General features: G+C 57.4%; 14 protein-coding genes. 10 read left to right on the forward strand and 4 right to left on the reverse strand.

Annotated features, from left to right (window positions below; translation table 11 throughout):
* Positions 1-3 precede the first annotated feature (3 nt).
* From E0L20_RS12190 to paeA, 5 genes are all read left to right on the forward strand, one after another.
* On the forward strand, positions 4-1,182 hold the full coding sequence (locus tag E0L20_RS12190; protein ID WP_131634164.1) for a Gfo/Idh/MocA family protein: 1,179 nt from the start codon (positions 4-6) through the stop codon (positions 1,180-1,182).
* 2 nt (positions 1,183-1,184) lie between these two features.
* A complete protein-coding gene (locus tag E0L20_RS12195) occupies positions 1,185-2,252 on the forward strand; it encodes a Gfo/Idh/MocA family protein (protein ID WP_131634165.1) in 1,068 nt (355 codons plus the stop codon).
* A gap of 12 nt (positions 2,253-2,264) precedes the next feature.
* A complete protein-coding gene (locus E0L20_RS12200; RefSeq protein WP_131634166.1) occupies positions 2,265-3,287 on the forward strand; it encodes a Gfo/Idh/MocA family protein in 1,023 nt (340 codons plus the stop codon).
* 79 nt (positions 3,288-3,366) lie between these two features.
* A complete protein-coding gene (locus tag E0L20_RS12205; RefSeq protein ID WP_131634167.1) occupies positions 3,367-4,914 on the forward strand; it encodes an MFS transporter in 1,548 nt (515 codons plus the stop codon).
* Between the two features lie 196 nt (positions 4,915-5,110).
* Positions 5,111-6,448, forward strand: a complete 1,338-nt coding sequence (gene paeA, locus E0L20_RS12210; RefSeq protein WP_131634168.1) for a polyamine export protein PaeA — start codon at positions 5,111-5,113, stop codon at positions 6,446-6,448.
* A 64-nt stretch (positions 6,449-6,512) separates the two neighbouring features.
* Here the strand turns inward: paeA and E0L20_RS12215 are convergent, their stop codons facing one another.
* Positions 6,513-6,719, reverse strand: a complete 207-nt coding sequence (locus tag E0L20_RS12215; protein ID WP_003856054.1) for a DUF1107 domain-containing protein — start codon at positions 6,717-6,719, stop codon at positions 6,513-6,515.
* Between the two features lie 324 nt (positions 6,720-7,043).
* On the opposite strand from E0L20_RS12215, the gene E0L20_RS12220 reads away from it, so the two are divergent.
* Positions 7,044-7,601: a YtfJ family protein gene (locus tag E0L20_RS12220; RefSeq protein ID WP_131634169.1), complete on the forward strand. Its 558-nt coding sequence runs from the start codon at positions 7,044-7,046 to the stop codon at positions 7,599-7,601.
* On the opposite strand, the gene cysQ is transcribed toward E0L20_RS12220, so the two are convergent.
* Entirely contained in the window at positions 7,595-8,335 is a 741-nt protein-coding gene (cysQ, locus tag E0L20_RS12225) for a 3'(2'),5'-bisphosphate nucleotidase CysQ (RefSeq protein ID WP_131634170.1), read from the reverse strand. The two genes, E0L20_RS12220 and cysQ, sit on opposite strands and share 7 nt — an antisense overlap.
* 190 nt (positions 8,336-8,525) lie before the next feature.
* On the opposite strand from cysQ, the gene E0L20_RS12230 reads away from it, so the two are divergent.
* Entirely contained in the window at positions 8,526-10,469 is a 1,944-nt protein-coding gene (locus tag E0L20_RS12230; RefSeq protein WP_131634171.1) for a bifunctional 2',3'-cyclic-nucleotide 2'-phosphodiesterase/3'-nucleotidase, read from the forward strand.
* A gap of 98 nt (positions 10,470-10,567) precedes the next feature.
* Here the strand turns inward: E0L20_RS12230 and E0L20_RS12235 are convergent, their stop codons facing one another.
* The gene (locus E0L20_RS12235; protein WP_131634172.1) at positions 10,568-10,954 is read right to left on the reverse strand and encodes a winged helix-turn-helix transcriptional regulator; all 387 of its coding nucleotides are present in this window, start codon (positions 10,952-10,954) and stop codon (positions 10,568-10,570) included.
* A gap of 84 nt (positions 10,955-11,038) precedes the next feature.
* Here E0L20_RS12235 and E0L20_RS12240 point away from each other — a divergent pair, with 84 nt between their 5' ends.
* From E0L20_RS12240 to E0L20_RS12250, 3 genes are all read left to right on the forward strand, one after another.
* Entirely contained in the window at positions 11,039-11,887 is an 849-nt protein-coding gene (locus E0L20_RS12240; RefSeq protein WP_131634173.1) for an SDR family oxidoreductase, read from the forward strand.
* An 81-nt stretch (positions 11,888-11,968) separates the two neighbouring features.
* Positions 11,969-12,793 (forward strand): AraC family transcriptional regulator, encoded by an 825-nt coding sequence (locus tag E0L20_RS12245; protein WP_131634174.1) that lies wholly within the window; start codon positions 11,969-11,971, stop codon positions 12,791-12,793.
* A gap of 75 nt (positions 12,794-12,868) precedes the next feature.
* Positions 12,869-13,834 carry a DMT family transporter gene (locus tag E0L20_RS12250; RefSeq protein ID WP_131634237.1) on the forward strand — a complete coding sequence of 322 codons (966 nt, stop codon included), beginning with the start codon at positions 12,869-12,871 and terminating at the stop codon, positions 13,832-13,834.
* A 79-nt stretch (positions 13,835-13,913) separates the two neighbouring features.
* Here E0L20_RS12250 and E0L20_RS12255 read toward each other — a convergent pair whose 3' ends face one another.
* Complete coding sequence (locus E0L20_RS12255) at positions 13,914-15,563, reverse strand: methyl-accepting chemotaxis protein (RefSeq protein ID WP_131634175.1); 1,650 nt, start codon at positions 15,561-15,563, stop codon at positions 13,914-13,916.
* Positions 15,564-15,746: the final 183 nt, after the last annotated feature.

Raw genomic sequence — 15,746 nt, forward strand, 5'->3', positions numbered from 1 at the left:
TTGATGTTAAACGTCGCTATCGTGGGAACAGGGAATATCTCGCATAACCACATTCAGGGCTATTTGCAGTTCGGCCAGCGCTGCCGGATTGTCGCGCTGGTGGATATCTACCCCGAAAAGGCCGAAGAGAAAAAGGCACGCTACGGCCTGACGGAGGCGCGTGTTTATGCAAGCCACCAGCTGATGCTGGAATCAGAACGCAGCCTCGATATTGTCGATGTCTGCACGCCGCCCTACGTACATGCAGAAATCAGCATCGACGCACTTCGCGCCGGTTGCCACGTGCTGTGCGAAAAACCGATGGCCGCGTCGCTTGAGGAGTGCGACGCGATGATTGCCGCACAAAAAGCCAGCGGCAAAACGCTCGCCATCATCGCGCAAAACCGCTTTACCGATGCCTTCTGGCGCTTAAAGGCGGCGCTGGACTCCGGCCTCGCGGGCAAGATCTGCCACGCGCAGGTCGACTCCTTCTGGTGGCGCGGACACTGCTATTACGATCTGTGGTGGCGCGGCACCTGGGAAAAAGAGGGCGGCGGCTGCACGCTGAACCACGCGGTGCACCATATCGACGCTATTCAGTGGATGCTGGGCTTTCCGTCCGAGGTGGTGGCGATGATGACCAACGTGGCGCACGACAACGCCGAAGTAGAGGATCTCAGCGCCGCGATTTTCAAATACCCCAGCGGCGCGCTCACGCAGTTGACCGCCTCGGTTGTCCATCACGGCGAAGATCAGAAAATCATTATTCAGGGCGACAAAGCGCGTATTTCCGCGCCGTGGCAGGCGTTTGCCAGCGTCAGCGCCGATAACGGCTTTCCGCAGGAAACGAACGACCTGACGCGAGAAGCGCAGCTCAACGCCGTCTTCCATGAGACGCCGAAGCTCGCATGGACGCTGCACACGGGCCAGATCGACGACCTGCTCCAGAGCATTGAGCGCGACGCGGCCCCGCTGGTGGACGGCGTGCAGGGCAAGCGCTCGCTGGAGCTGATTACCGCGATTTACAAGTCATCCATCACCCGCAGCGTTGTCACCCTGCCAATTGGCCGTGACGATCCGTTTTACCGTACCGGCGGGACCAACGCCCTCGCCCCCCGTTTTTATGAGAAATCCGCAAGCGTCGCCAACTTCAGCGAAGTGGGCGCTATCCCTTTGGGCAAAGATCTGGATCGAGGAATTTAACCATGAACAAGAATGACGGAATGAACTACGCGCCGGTCGGCAAACCACAGCCCGTTGTGCGCGAGGGAGAGTTTGTCTTTGCCGCCGCCGCGCTCGACCACGGCCATATCTACGGCATGAGTAACGGCCTGATTGAAGCGGGCGCGACGCTCAAGTGGGTTTACGATCCCGACCCGGCGAAAGTGGATAAATTTATCCAGCAGTACCCGCAGGCAAACGTGGCGAAGTCGCTGGAGGTGATACTCAACGACGATGAGGTGCGTCTGGTCGCAGGGGCCGCTATCCCCTCCGAGCGCTGCGCGCTGGGGCTGAAAGCGATGGCCGCAGGCAAAGACTACTTTACCGACAAAGCGCCGCTCACCACGCTAGAACAGCTGGCCGATGCCAGGGCGATGGTCGAGAAAACCGGGAAGAAATACGCGGTCTACTACAGCGAACGCCTGCACGTGGAGAGCGCGGTCTTTGCCGGACAGCTGGTGCAGCAGGGCGCGATTGGTCGCGTAGTCCAAACCCTGGGCACCGGCCCGCACCGGGAAGGAACGGGCCGCCCGGACTGGTTCTACGATCGTCGCTACTTCGGCGGCATTCTGTGCGATATCGGCAGCCACCAGATTGAGCAATTTCTGTTTTACACCGGGAACAGCAACGCCACCGTGGTCGCCGGCCAGGCACGCAATTTCAACCATCCGCAGTATCCGGCATTTGAAGATTTCGGCGACGCAATGATTAAGGGCGAAAACGGTGCCAGCGGCTATTTCCGCTGCGACTGGTTCACGCCGGACGGGCTCTCTACCTGGGGCGATGGCCGCCTGACGCTGCTCGGCACCGAGGGGTATATCGAAATCCGCAAATACGTCGACCTCACCCGCGGCGAGCAGGACGTGGTTTACCTCGTCAACAAAGAGGGCGAGTTCCGCTATCCGGTGGCCGGACAGGTCGGGTTCCCGTTCTTTGGCGAGCTGATCCTCGACTGCCTGCACCGCACCGAAAACGCCATGACGCAGGCGCACGCCTTTAAGGCGGCGGAGCTGTGCGTGAAGGCGCAGATGCTCGCGAACGCGGCTGACTGACGGGAGGCGAAGATGACCATCCTGAACACGGCGATTATCGGCGGCGGGGCTATCCACGGCTGTCATGTGAATGCCCTGCGCCAGATCCCCAACGTCACGCTGCGCGCGCTGGTCGACACCGACAGCGTCAAAGGACTGAAGCTGGCGATGAACTATCAGTGCCGCTTTTATCAGGATTACCGGGAAATGCTGCTGGATGACAGCATCGACGTGGTGCACATCTGCACGCCCCACTTCGAGCACAAAAACATGATCCTGGCGGCGCTTGCCGCCGGAAAGAATGTGTTTTGCGAAAAGCCGGTGGGCATGAACGGGAGCGACATCATTGATATCACCCGTGCTGTTGAAGGTGCTTCGGGATTGCTTGGCGTCTGCTATCAAAACCGGCTCAACCCAACCAGCCTGCGGATCCTGCACGAATTACGCAACGGCGGGCTGGGCAAGATGTTGAGCATCAGGGCGGTGCTGACGTGGTCACGTTCAGGCGCTTACTACACCGACAGCGCCTGGCGCGGACGGCTGGCAACGGAGGGCGGCAGCCTGCTGATCAACCAGGCGATCCACACGCTAGACCTGATGCAGTGGTTCGCCGGTGGCGTCACGCGGCTGAAGGGCGTGGTCGACAGCGGCGAGCTGGCCGACGTCACCGAGGGAGAAGACAGCGCGATGGCGACGCTGCACTTTGCTAACGGCGCGCGCGGGATCTTTTATGCCAGCAACTGCTACACCACCGACTCTCCGCTTTTACTGGAGATCCACTGCGAGCACGGCTCGCTGCTGCTTAACGACAATACGCTCTGGCGTGTTACCCCTGGCGAACGTTTTAAGCTGGAAAGCGACGCCGCCCCCGACGGCTCGGCCAAAAGCTACTGGGGGCTGGGACACCAGCAGGCGATCCGCCGCTTTTATCATGCCATCAATAACCCCGGGAACACGGATTACACCGATATCCGTGAAGCCGGAAAATCACTCACGCTTGTGGAGGCTATATATCGGTCATCTCAAATAAGACAGTGGATAGATATCAATAATTAGAACGTAATTTGAATTCCAGCAGTTAATAAAAATACGACCTGAAAGACAGGTTAATCATTACCCTACACTGGATATTATTATGGTCAAACCAACTGAACGTAGAGTTGGTTATGGCGTGGCGCTTGGCTACGGCATAACCGATCTGTTTGGCGGAGGCGCTTTCGCCATTATCGGCACCTGGCTGCTCTTTTTTTACACCACCTATTGCGGGCTTTCCGTTGTCGAAGCGGGGTCTATTTTTGCCATTGCCCGCGTGATTGATGCGTTATTAAGCCCGATAATGGGCTATATCACCGACAATTTCGGGGATACCTGGCTTGGGCGGAAATTTGGCCGTCGGCGCTTCTTTTTATTACTCAGCTCCCCGCTCATGTTCCTTTACGCCCTGCTGTGGATGACGGATATGGGATACTGGTATTACCTGGGCACCTATCTCTCTATCGAACTGCTGTCGGCAATGGTGTTAGTTCCGTGGGAAACCCTGGCGGCGGAAATGACCAACCGCTACGAAGAGCGTAGCCGCCTCTCCGGGGTGCGCATGATTTGCTCGCAGCTGGGCGGTTTTCTTGCCGTTTCCGTTCCCGGCGTCATTATGCAGTTCACCGGAAAAGATAATCCGTTTACCTACACCCTGACGGGCCTGATATTTTCCTGCGTCTTTTGTATTGCGGTATTTATTACCTGGTATACCACGTGGGAAGCGAAAGACGTTCATCAGGAATCTGACTTTAAGGTCGATAATCATCGCAGCAGCGGGATAGGCAATCACCTTAAATATCTGGTACTGGATCTGTTTTCATCCTTCCGCATTCGGGCGTTTCGCCTGCATATTTTGATTTATATCTTCTCCTTTACCGCGATGGATGTATTCGGCTCCGTCTTTACCTATTACGTGGTGTATTGCCTGAGCCAGGACGCGGCTGCCGTATCCGGCTGGCTGAGCATCGCGGCGTTCGCATCGGTGCCGGGTACGTACGGATTTATGCTGCTGTTGAACCGGCTCAACATGACGCCATCGGCGGCCCTGCGCCTCGCCTACGGCTGTATCTTCCTGGTGCTGGGGTTCCTGTTTACGGTCTACCTCACCAAAACGCAGGTGCCGACGCTGCTGTTCTCGGCGGTCTTTATTCTGCTCGGCGCGGCGCGTTCCGGCCTGTATTACATCCCGTGGAATATCTACAGCTTTATCCCGGATATCGATGAGATGGTCACGCAGCAGCGCCGTGAAGGGATTTTTGCGGGCGTAATGGTGCTGACCCGCAAAAGCACCGTCGCGATTGCCATCATGATTATCGGCCTGGTGCTGCAGGAATCCGGCTTCGTGAAGGGCAGCGGCGCACAGCCCGAAAGCGCGCTGGGCGCCATCATCGGGCTGATGATTTTTGCAACGGCGGCGCTGCTCGCGGTGAGCTTCTTCGCGACGTATAAGTTCAGGCTGACGCGAGAAACGCACAAGGTGCTGCTCAAAGAGATTGCCCGCCGCAAGCTGGGCGGCGACTATCGAGACTGCGACGATGACACGCGCGTGGTCATCAAGCAGCTGACGGGCTATGAATACGACCAGGTGTGGGGCGGCGACGCTACGCGCCGGGCGGTCGGCAAGGTCGATCTCTCCACGGTAAAATAACCTTCAACGCCGGGCGGTATCATGCCGCCCGGCCTGCCTTTACTGCCAAAAATGTGACCTCTGGCAGATTTACACGTCTTTACGCTATACTACCGCTGAAATAATCGGCTCAACGCTACGAGCCGACGTTCAATGTGTATCCACACAAATGGTATCAACTCCCCTTCTGAGGATCTGGCGATAAGCCGGATAAACTATGTTAAACAGTATTTTAGTAATACTTTGCCTTATTGCCGTCAGCGCATTTTTCTCGATATCGGAGATTTCGCTGGCCGCGTCCCGTAAAATCAAACTGAAGCTGCTTGCCGATGAAGGCAACATCAACGCATCACGCATCCTGAAGATGCAGGAAAACCCCGGCATGTTCTTCACCGTGGTTCAGATTGGCCTGAACGCGGTCGCCATTCTCGGCGGTATCGTGGGCGATGCAGCATTTTCTCCGGCGTTCTATAGCCTCTTTGTGAAGTACATGTCCGTAGAGCTTGCCGAACAGCTGAGCTTTATCCTCTCCTTCACCCTGGTGACTGGCCTGTTCATTCTCTTCGCAGACCTGACCCCGAAACGCATCGGTATGATTGCGCCAGAAGCCGTGGCTTTGCGTATCATCAACCCGATGCGCTTCTGCCTGTATGTGTTCCGCCCGCTGGTCTGGTTCTTCAACGGCCTGGCGAATATGATTTTCCGCATCTTCAAGCTGCCGATGGTGCGCAAGGATGACATCACTTCCGACGATATTTATGCGGTGGTGGAAGCCGGCGCGCTTGCCGGGGTGCTGCGTAAGCAGGAGCACGAGCTGATTGAGAACGTCTTTGAACTGGAATCCCGTACCGTTCCGTCATCCATGACCGGCCGTGAAAACGTGATTTGGTTCGATCTGCACGAAGACGAGCAGAGCCTGAAGAACAAGGTTGCCGAGCATCCGCACTCTAAGTTCCTGGTCTGTAATGAAGATATCGACCACATCATCGGCTACGTCGACTCGAAAGACCTGCTGAACCGCGTGCTGGCAAACCAGAGCCTGGCGCTGAACAGCGGCGTGCAGATCCGCAATACGCTGATCGTGCCGGACACCCTGACGCTCTCAGAAGCGCTGGAAAGCTTCAAAACCGCCGGTGAAGACTTCGCCGTCATCATGAACGAATACGCGCTGGTGGTGGGCATCATCACCCTGAACGACGTGATGACCACGCTGATGGGCGATCTCGTCGGCCAGGGCATGGAAGAGCAGATTGTTCAGCGTGACGAGAACTCGTGGCTGATCGACGGCGGTACGCCGATTGAAGACGTGATGCGCGTGCTGGACATCGACGAATTCCCGCAGTCCGGCAACTACGAAACTATCGGCGGCTTTATGATGTTTATGCTGCGTAAAATCCCGAAGCGCACCGACTCGGTGAAGTTCTCAGGATTCAAGTTTGAGGTGGTGGATATCGATAACTACCGCATCGACCAGCTGCTGGTGACGCGTATCGATAGCAAACCGACCGTGCTGGTGCCGAGGCTGCCGGACGCGGAAGACAAGGTGTCGGCGTAAAGGCCCAGATACATCAACGGCTCCCATTGGGAGCCGTCTTTTTAACTACTGCATAGCACGTTGGTTAAGCCATCTCAGTCTGCAGACGCATAACCTGACGGTTGACTTCGGACATCACAGACAGGTGCTGTTTGTCCTTCACTTTTGGGATAAGGATTTTGCCCTTATCGAACTCAAAAGCGCCAACATCCTTGATATACAACCGTCCACGGAACAGGATCTTCACGTACTTCGCCACCTGAAGCGGGTTGTAGCGTTGGAAAATTTTCATTCTTGTATCTCCTGCGAATCATACGCTCTTGCGGTGCCACAATCGGCCCGACTGTCCTGAGCGCAAATTTTGATGCCCCATGACTATAGACCAGAACTACGTTGTTACCCAGTGTGCATAAGTTTATTTACCGTTTGATTACAATTATTCAGAATAATCTTTGCAAACCGTGACTCAGGGCAGTATAAGCCGTCGTTTTTTCATGGATATGTGCGTCCCCCCACAAACTGGCATTGCGCTTGCGGGAAAACCCCATTGATCGCACTTATGATTAAAAGCGTATGACCAAGTGGTCGGATCACCTGCTAACAATAAGGAAACACCATGACCCTACGTAACATCCTTGCAGCAGCCTGTCTGCTGCTGCCCCTGTGGGCTTGCGCTCATAATATTGAAAAAGGACAACGCGTACCGCCAGTCGGCATTGCTGACCGGGGAGAATTGATTCTCGACAATGATAAGTTTAGCTACAAACCCTGGAATAGCGCGCAGCTCGCTGGGAAAGTGAGAGTTGTACAACATATTGCGGGCCGTACATCTGCAAAAGAGAAGAACGCAACCCTGGTAGAAGCGATCAAGACCGGAAAATTCCCGCATGACCGCTACCAGACCACCACGATTGTTAACACCGACGATGCGATCCCCGGCTCCGGCATGTTCGTTCGCTCAAGCCTGGAGAGCAATAAAAAGCTCTATCCGTGGTCGCAGTTCATCGTCGACAGCAACGGCGTGACGCGCAAAGCCTGGCAGCTGGAAGAAGAGAGTTCGGCAATCGTCGTGCTGGATAAAGAGGGCCGCGTGCAGTGGGCGAAAGACGGCGCATTGACCCAGGATGAGGTGCAGCAGGTGGTTGCCCTGCTGCACAAGCTGCTGGATCAGTAAAGCGAGACGCGGAAGCCGGGGTTAAGGAATGACTCGCGCGGGGTATAGTCCAGCGGCTTGCCCTGCCAGTCATGCACATGTGCGCCTGCGGCGGCGGCCACCGCATGGCCTGCCGCAGTATCCCAGACGTTAGTCGGCCCGAAGCGCGGGTAAAGCTGCGCCTGCCCTTCCGCCACCAGGCAGAACTTGAGGGATGAGCCTATCGACGTCGTCTGGTGCTCGCCCAGCTGTTGCAAATACTCCTCCAGCTCGCTGTCGCTGTGGGAACGGCTGATGACCACCAGCGGTGGACGCGCATCGCGGACCTGAATCTGCTTGCGCACGCCGCACTCTTCCTTCCAGGCTTTACCTTCGGCCGCGCTATACATCACCTTCATCACCGGGGCGTAAACCACGCCGAGGATCGCTTTCCCCTTTTCAATCAGGGCGATATTGACGGTGAACTCGCCGTTGCGCTTGATGAACTCTTTGGTGCCGTCCAGCGGGTCAACCAGCCAGTAGCGCTGCCAGTGCTGGCGCTCGTCCCAGCCCTGCGGTGCCTCTTCAGAGAGAACCGGGATGTCCGGCGTTAGCGCCTGCAGCCCTTTCAGGATCACACCGTGCGCTGCGATATCGGCCGCCGTGACCGGAGAGTCGTCGGCTTTACTGACGACGTCCATCGGCTTTGTGCCGTCGTACACTTCCATAATGGCATCACCCGCATCTCGTGCGAGCTGACAAATCTTATCTAACATTCTCCACCTCTTCGTTAACGCAGTGGGCATAACTCGTTGTTTTATTTATATCGTAATGTGAACAATTCCGCTATCTGTGAAGCAATTCCGGTTTCAATGCCCTTTTTTCTGGCAGGATTCACACTTCTGTAAGCAACAAACTATAGATACATATTCTTTTGTGGCTTGGATCGAAAAAAGGACTCCTCAGATGATTAAGTTTAGCGCAACGCTCCTGGCGACGCTGATTGCGGCAAGCGTTCAGGCGGCGACGGTGGATCTTCGTATTCTGGAAACCACCGACCTGCACAGCAACATGATGGACTTCGATTACTACAAAGATACACCTACCGAAAAATTCGGACTGGTACGTACGGCAAGTTTGATTAACGCCGCGCGCGGCGAAGTGAAAAATAGCGTGCTGGTCGATAATGGCGATTTGATTCAGGGCAGCCCGCTGGGCGACTACATGGCGGCGAAGGGGCTGAAAAAAGGCGAGATCCACCCGGTGTATAAGGCGATGAATACCCTGGATTATACCGTCGGTAACCTGGGCAACCACGAGTTTAACTACGGCCTGACCTACCTCCATGACGCGCTCGCGGGCGCAAAATTCCCGTACGTTAACGCCAATATCATCGACGTTAAGACCAAAAAGCCGCTGTTTACCCCTTACCTGATTAAAGAGACCGAGGTTGTCGACAGCGACGGTAACAAGCAAACGCTGAAGATTGGCTATATCGGTTTTGTGCCGCCGCAGATCATGACGTGGGATAAAGCCAACCTTGACGGGAAAGTGACCGTCAACGACATCACCGAAACCGCGCGCAAATTCGTGCCGGAGATGCGTGCGAAAGGGGCCGATCTGGTGGTCGTCGTCGCCCACTCGGGCCTGTCTGCCGATCCGTATCAGGTGATGGCCGAGAATTCGGTCTACTACCTGAGCGAAGTGCCGGGCGTAGACGCGATCCTGTTCGGCCACGCCCACGCGGTCTTCCCGGGCAAAGATTTCGCCAGCATTAAAGGTGCAGACATCGAGAAAGGGACGCTCAACGGCGTGCCGTCGGTGATGCCGGGCATGTGGGGCGACCATCTTGGCGTGGTAGATCTGGTGCTGAATAACGACGGCGGCAGCTGGAAGGTCACCCGGTCGAAGGCGGAAGCGCGCCCGATCTACGACGCGGCGGCGAAAAAGTCGCTGGCCGGTGAAGATAAAAAGCTGGTCGACGTGCTAAAGCATGACCACGACGCCACGCGCGCCTTTGTCAGCAAGCCTATCGGCAAGTCAGCCGACAACATGCACAGCTTCCTGGCGCTGGTGCAGGATGACCCGACCGTGCAGGTGGTCAACATGGCGCAGAAAGCCTACGCCGAACACTTTATTCAGGGCGATCCGGACCTGGCAAAACTGCCGGTACTGTCTGCCGCTGCGCCGTTCAAGGTGGGCGGACGCAAGAACGATCCGGCAAGCTACGTTGAGGTCGAAAAAGGCCAATTGACCTTCCGTAACGCCGCCGATCTCTATCTTTATCCGAATACGCTGGTCGTCGTCAAAGCGACGGGGAAAGAGGTGAAGGAGTGGCTGGAGTGCTCCGCCGGGCAGTTTAACCAGATCGACCCGAACAGCAGCAAACCGCAGTCGCTGATTAACTGGGACGGGTTCCGCACCTATAACTTCGACGTGATCGACGGCGTGAACTATCAGATTGACGTCACGCAGCCCGCAAAATATGACGGCGAGTGCCAGGCGATTAATCCGCAGGCGGAGCGCATTAAAAACCTGACCTTCAACGGCAAGGCGATCGATCCGAATGCCACCTTCCTGGTGGTGACGAACAACTACCGCGCCTACGGCGGCAAGTTTGCCGGAACGGGCGATAGCCACATTGCATTTGCCTCGCCGGACGAGAACCGCTCGGTGCTGGCGGCGTGGATCAGTGCGGAATCGAAAAAGGCAGGCGAAATTCACCCGGCGGTGGACAACAACTGGCGTCTGGCGCCAATCCACAGCGAGACGAAGCTGGATATCCGCTTTGAAACTTCACCGTCCGATAAAGCCGCCGCGTTCATTAAGGACAAGGCGCAGTACCCGATGAAACAGGTCGCAACGGATGATATCGGGTTCGCGATTTATCAGGTGGATTTGAGCAGGTAAAAGCAAAACGGCAACGCACGTTGCCGTTTTTGGTGTTTGTTCCCTCTCCCTGTGGGAGAGGGTCAGGGTGAGGGCATCAGGCCGCACATACCCGGCTTTTACGCCGCACGATCGTCCCGGTTCGCCATCACCTTCGGCGTGTTCACCTCAATCCAGTCCGCCAGCGCGGCGACCTTCTCGCTCACCTCAACGCCCAGCGGCGTCAGGCTATACTCTACGTGCGGCGGCACAACCGGATACGACACGCGATCGATAAACCCATCCTGCTCCAGCGCCTGTAAAGACTGAGCGAGCATTTTTTCACTCACGCCGCCCATCTTGCGCCGCAGGTCGCTGAAGCGATGCGTGCCCTGCTGTAACGCCACCAGGATCAGCACGCCCCAGCGGCTGGTCACGTGCTTTAACACGTCTCTCGAAGGACACTGTTCCGCGAACAGATTGCCGTCGCGCATTTGCTCGCTGAGGGTCGGCGTCGTCATTTTCATACTTACCTTTTTGTACGTACTTACTAAAAGTTAGTTATGGTGATAATGTGCCACAACACCAGACAAACACGAAGGAGATTCATCATGATCGCGATTACCGGCGCTACCGGCCAGCTAGGCCAATACGTTATTGAAGAACTGCTGAAAACCGTTCCGGCAAACCAGATTGTCGCCATTGTGCGTAACCCAGCAAAAGCTGAAGCCTTGAGCCAGCAGGGTATTGTGGTTCGTCAGGCGGATTACACCGACCAGGCCGCGTTCACTTCCGCGCTGAACGGCGTGGATAAACTGCTGCTGATCTCCTCCAGCGAAGTGGGCCAGCGCGCCGCGCAGCACCAGAACGTCATTAACGCCGCCAAAGCGGCAGGCGTGAAGTTTATCGCCTACACCAGCCTGCTGCATGCGGACAAATCCCCGCTCGGTCTGCACGTTGAACACGTCCAAACCGAGAAAGCGCTGGCAGAATCCGGCGTGCCTTACGCCCTGCTGCGCAACGGCTGGTATACCGAAAACTATCTGGCGAGCGCGCCGCCTGCGCTGGAGCACGGCGTGTTTATCGGGGCCGCTGGCGAAGGCAAAATTGCCTCAGCGACCCGTGCGGATTACGCGGCGGCGGCGGCCAAAGTGGTTTCTGAGGAAGGTCACGCAGGTAAAGTGTATGAACTGGCGGGCGACAGCGCGTGGACGCTGAGCGAGCTGGCAGCGGAGCTGAGCAAGCAGAGCGGTAAGCCGGTGGCGTATCAGAACCTGAGCGAGGCCGATTTTGCCGCCGCGCTGAAGGGCGTTGGCCTGCCTGCCGGGCTGGCGGATATGCTGGCGGATTCCGACACCGGCGCATCCAAAGGCGGCCTGTTCGACGACAGCCGCACGCTGAGCAAACTGATCGGTCGCCCAACCACGCCGCTGGCGGAGAGCGTCAAAGCCATCCTGTAATTGTTACGGATTGGTTATTTTTTGTGGCATCCCCTCGGGTCATCTCTGATAATGAAGCGATGACCCACGAGGAGGTTCACCGTGCAAGGCGTACCGGAACAGTTCATTGATGAGAGAGATAGCGCGCGCTTTCGCCATCTGGCGCAGCTGCCGGGCCTGGAACTTTATCACGCACATATCTCTGACTACGCCTTTGAGCCTCACACCCACGAAGCCTTCGGCATCGGCACCATTGAGACCGGCGCAGAACGCTTCCGTTATCGCGGTACCCAGCACCTCGCCCCCGAGAAATCCGTTGTCACCATGAACCCGGACGAGATCCACACCGGGGAATCCGCAACCGTTGACGGCTGGCGCTACCGGATGGTCTATATCGAACCCGACCTGCTGGAAGAGGTCACCGGCCTGCGCCACTGGTGGTTTAGCGACGTCACCCGCTACGACCCGCTGCGCTCGCAGCAAATCGGCCAGCTAATTTACGGCCTGTGGCATACGAACGACCCGCTGGCGCAGAAAGGCCTGCTGCTGGACCTGATTGATACCTTCCAGCCGTTCGCCCATCACGCGCCGGTGATTCAGGAAGGCGCGCACCGGTTTGAACGCGTGCGCGAGTATCTGCACGATAACTACATGCGCGCCCTGACGCTGGACGAGCTGGCAAACGTCGTCTCGCTCAGCCCGTACCATTTCCAGCGCCAGTTCAAGGCGCATTTCCACGTGACGCCGCATCAAATGCTGATGGCGATCCGCCTGTGGCGCGCCAAAGCCTTCCTCACCCACGGCATGCCCGCCGCCGAGGTGGCTGCCGCAACCGGTCTGACCGATCAGTCGCATTTAACCCGCGCCTTTACCCGCCGCTACGGCATTACGCCCGTGCGTTACCAGAAGCAGGTCGCGCGGCGCTAATGCGCAACCTCATACAATACGCGCGCGTTTTACCTTCCTAGACTGAGTGCAGAGTAAATCAATGTGGATGGAAAAATGATTAGCGGCGTGTTGTATGCCCTGCTTGCAGGTCTGATGTGGGGGCTGATCTTTGTCGGCCCTCTGATAGTGCCGGAGTACCCGGCGATACTGCAGTCCACGGGGCGTTATCTGGCGCTGGGGCTGATTGCCCTTCCTCTGGCCTGGCTGGGGCGGGCGCGCTTGCGCCAGCTAAGCCGCAAGGACTGGGCTACTGCACTGGCCCTGACCATGATGGGCAATCTCATCTATTACGTCTGCCTGGCAAGCGCGATTCAGCGCACCGGCGCGCCGGTTTCCACCATGATCATCGGCACGCTGCCGGTGGTGATCCCCGTTTTCGCCAATCTGCTCTACAGCCATCGGGACGGCAAGCTGGCGTGGTCGAAGATGATGCCCGCCCTGGGGTGCATCGCCGTAGGGCTGGTATGCGTGAATATTGCCGAGCTGCGCCACGGGCTGGATGATTTCGACCTGTGGCGTTACGGCTCCGGCATCATGCTGGCGTTTATCTCCGTGGTCTGCTGGGCGTGGTATGCCCTGCGCAACGCGCGCTGGCTGCGGGAGAATCCGGACAAACATCCGATGATGTGGGCGACGGCGCAGGCGCTGGTGACGCTGCCGGTGTCACTTGTGGGATACGTTGGGGCGAGCGTTTGGTTAGGCCATCAGCAGCCGGAATTTGCTCTGCCCTTTGGGCCGCGCCCGTGGCTGTTTGTAGGCTTGATGGTGGCCATTGCGGTGCTGTGCTCGTGGGTTGGCGCGCTGTGCTGGAACATTGCCAGCCAGAAGCTGCCGACGGTAATCTTAGGGCCGCTGATCGTCTTCGAAACCCTGGCCGGGCTGCTGTATACCTTCCTGATGCGCCAGAGCGTGCCGCCGCTGTTAACGGCCTGTGGGATCGCGCTGCTGGTCGTTGGGGTGGTGATTGCGGTGAGAGCGAAGCCGGAAAAACCGAGGGTTGTTCCGGCGTCGGAGATGTGAACATTGCCCAGCGGCGCTGCGCTTGCAGGGCCTACTAAACCGTAGGCCCGGTAAGGCGTAGCCGCCACCGGGCAAGCCCTTAAAACGTTTCCCAGTTCGCTTCAGACGCGGTCGCTACCGGCTGCGCTTTTGGCACATAGCTCTTCACCGGCGCGGCTTTCGCCGCCTGATTGCGGGTTATTTTGAACACCGCTACCGCTTCGTTCAGGCGCGCAGCCTGATCTTCCAGCGCCGCTGCGGCCGCCGCAGACTCTTCCACCAGCGAGGCGTTCTGCTGGGTGACGCGGTCCATCTCGGCCACCGCCTGACCGACCTGATCGATACCGCGGCTCTGCTCGTCAGAGGCAGAGGCGATTTCACCCATGATGTCGGTCACGCGGGTCACCGCATTGACGATCTCCGCCATCGTCGCGCCCGCTTCGTTCACCAGCTGAGAGCCCGCATTTACGCGCTCGCCGGAATCATCAATCAGCGCCTTAATCTCTTTCGCCGCCTGGGCGCTGCGCTGGGCAAGGGTACGCACTTCGCCCGCAACGACCGCAAAGCCGCGGCCCTGTTCGCCCGCGCGCGCCGCTTCCACCGCCGCGTTTAGCGCCAGAATGTTGGTCTGGAAGGCAATGCCGTCGATCACGTTGGTAATTTGCGCGATTTTGCTGGAGCTGGTGGCGATCTCGTCCATGGTACGCACCACGCCTTCCACCACGTTACCGCCCTTCTTCGCGGTCGAGGAGGCATCCAGCGCCAGACGAGATGCCTGACGCGCGTTGTCGGCGTTCTGCTTCACGGTGGCGGTCAGCTGCTCCATGCTGGCTGCCGTTTCTTCCAGAGACGCGGCCTGCTGCTCGGTACGGGAAGAGAGATCGTTGCTGCCGGCTGAGATTTCACCCGCGCCGGTGTAGATGGTATCTGCGCCTTCACGCACCACGCCCACCGTGTTCGCCAGCGACGTTTGCATCTCCTGAACGTTGCGCGCCAGGATCGCCATTTCGTTTTTACCCTGGGCCTGAATCGGCTGGGTCAAATCCCCTGCGGCAATGGCGCGGATATGGTTGATGACGTCCTCCAGAGGCAGCAGCAGCACCCGGCGCATCGCAATCCAGCTGGAGATAATCACCGCGATGACGAGGATCATGACGGCAGAGAGGATCCACAGGATGCGCTTATAGTCGCTTTCGTTATCCTGGATACCTTTATCGCTAAGCGCGGCCTGCGCCTCGCGCCACTCGCGATAGACTTTCTGCATCGCCGTCTGCTTCTGCTCGGCATTCTGTTTGAACATATCTTCCAGGTTGCCCTGGCCCAGCAGAACGTTCATTTGAGTCAGCGTGGCGGAATAGATGCGGTACTGCTCCTCCAGCCGATCGGCCAGTTTTTCATCCAGACCCGGCGTTTCCGGCAGCGCGTAGTATTTATCGTAGTGCGCCTGGGCATCGGCCAGCAGGTTTTTCGCGGTGTTAACCAGCTCGTTCAGCTGACCGCCGTTAATCTGCGACGCCATGCTGCTTTGCAGGCGCAGCATGCCGCGGTTCAGCGTCACGCGCGCCTGGTTCAGGCTGATCCAGGCATCGGTAAATTCCGCCACGTTCTGGCTGGAGAGCTGAGAAACGGTGAAGTTATCTTTATCGTTATTCAGCGCATTAATGAAAATGCCGGCAGAGATCAGCTGCATGATGCCGAGCACAAGCAGCACCGAAATCAGAAGGGTTATGACTTTTATACGTTTAAACATGCGTTGCCTTTTTTATATGCAGGTATTGTCTGACGTGTATCTATCGGCAGGCACGGCGCGTTGTTTACTGTTTCTACACCTTTAAAAACTTTCGAAAGCCATTTTCTAAATCCATTCAGTAAGTTAAACGAGACATTTTTTTGTGATCGGCATCGCATTTTAACCTTGCCACTAAAGGGTTAT

The sequence above is a fragment of the Enterobacter wuhouensis genome, from assembly GCF_004331265.1.
GTDB classification, from domain to species: Bacteria; Pseudomonadota; Gammaproteobacteria; order Enterobacterales; family Enterobacteriaceae; genus Enterobacter; species Enterobacter wuhouensis.

Excerpts from the sequence above, each read along its gene's own strand:
- E0L20_RS12250 (WP_131634237.1), top strand. The coding sequence starts at position 12,869 with ATGATTAGCGGCGTGTTGTATGCCCTGCTTGCAGGTCTGATGTGGGGG.
- E0L20_RS12200 (WP_131634166.1), top strand. The coding sequence starts at position 2,265 with ATGACCATCCTGAACACGGCGATTATCGGCGGCGGGGCTATCCACGGC.
- E0L20_RS12255 (WP_131634175.1), bottom strand. The coding sequence starts at position 15,563 with ATGTTTAAACGTATAAAAGTCATAACCCTTCTGATTTCGGTGCTGCTT.
- E0L20_RS12230 (WP_131634171.1), top strand. The coding sequence starts at position 8,526 with ATGATTAAGTTTAGCGCAACGCTCCTGGCGACGCTGATTGCGGCAAGC.
- E0L20_RS12195 (WP_131634165.1), top strand. The coding sequence starts at position 1,185 with ATGAACAAGAATGACGGAATGAACTACGCGCCGGTCGGCAAACCACAG.
- E0L20_RS12215 (WP_003856054.1), bottom strand. The coding sequence starts at position 6,719 with ATGAAAATTTTCCAACGCTACAACCCGCTTCAGGTGGCGAAGTACGTG.
- E0L20_RS12220 (WP_131634169.1), top strand. The coding sequence starts at position 7,044 with ATGACCCTACGTAACATCCTTGCAGCAGCCTGTCTGCTGCTGCCCCTG.
- E0L20_RS12190 (WP_131634164.1), top strand. The coding sequence starts at position 4 with ATGTTAAACGTCGCTATCGTGGGAACAGGGAATATCTCGCATAACCAC.
- E0L20_RS12235 (WP_131634172.1), bottom strand. The coding sequence starts at position 10,954 with ATGAAAATGACGACGCCGACCCTCAGCGAGCAAATGCGCGACGGCAAT.
- paeA (WP_131634168.1), top strand. The coding sequence starts at position 5,111 with ATGTTAAACAGTATTTTAGTAATACTTTGCCTTATTGCCGTCAGCGCA.
- E0L20_RS12205 (WP_131634167.1), top strand. The coding sequence starts at position 3,367 with ATGGTCAAACCAACTGAACGTAGAGTTGGTTATGGCGTGGCGCTTGGC.
- cysQ (WP_131634170.1), bottom strand. The coding sequence starts at position 8,335 with ATGTTAGATAAGATTTGTCAGCTCGCACGAGATGCGGGTGATGCCATT.
- E0L20_RS12240 (WP_131634173.1), top strand. The coding sequence starts at position 11,039 with ATGATCGCGATTACCGGCGCTACCGGCCAGCTAGGCCAATACGTTATT.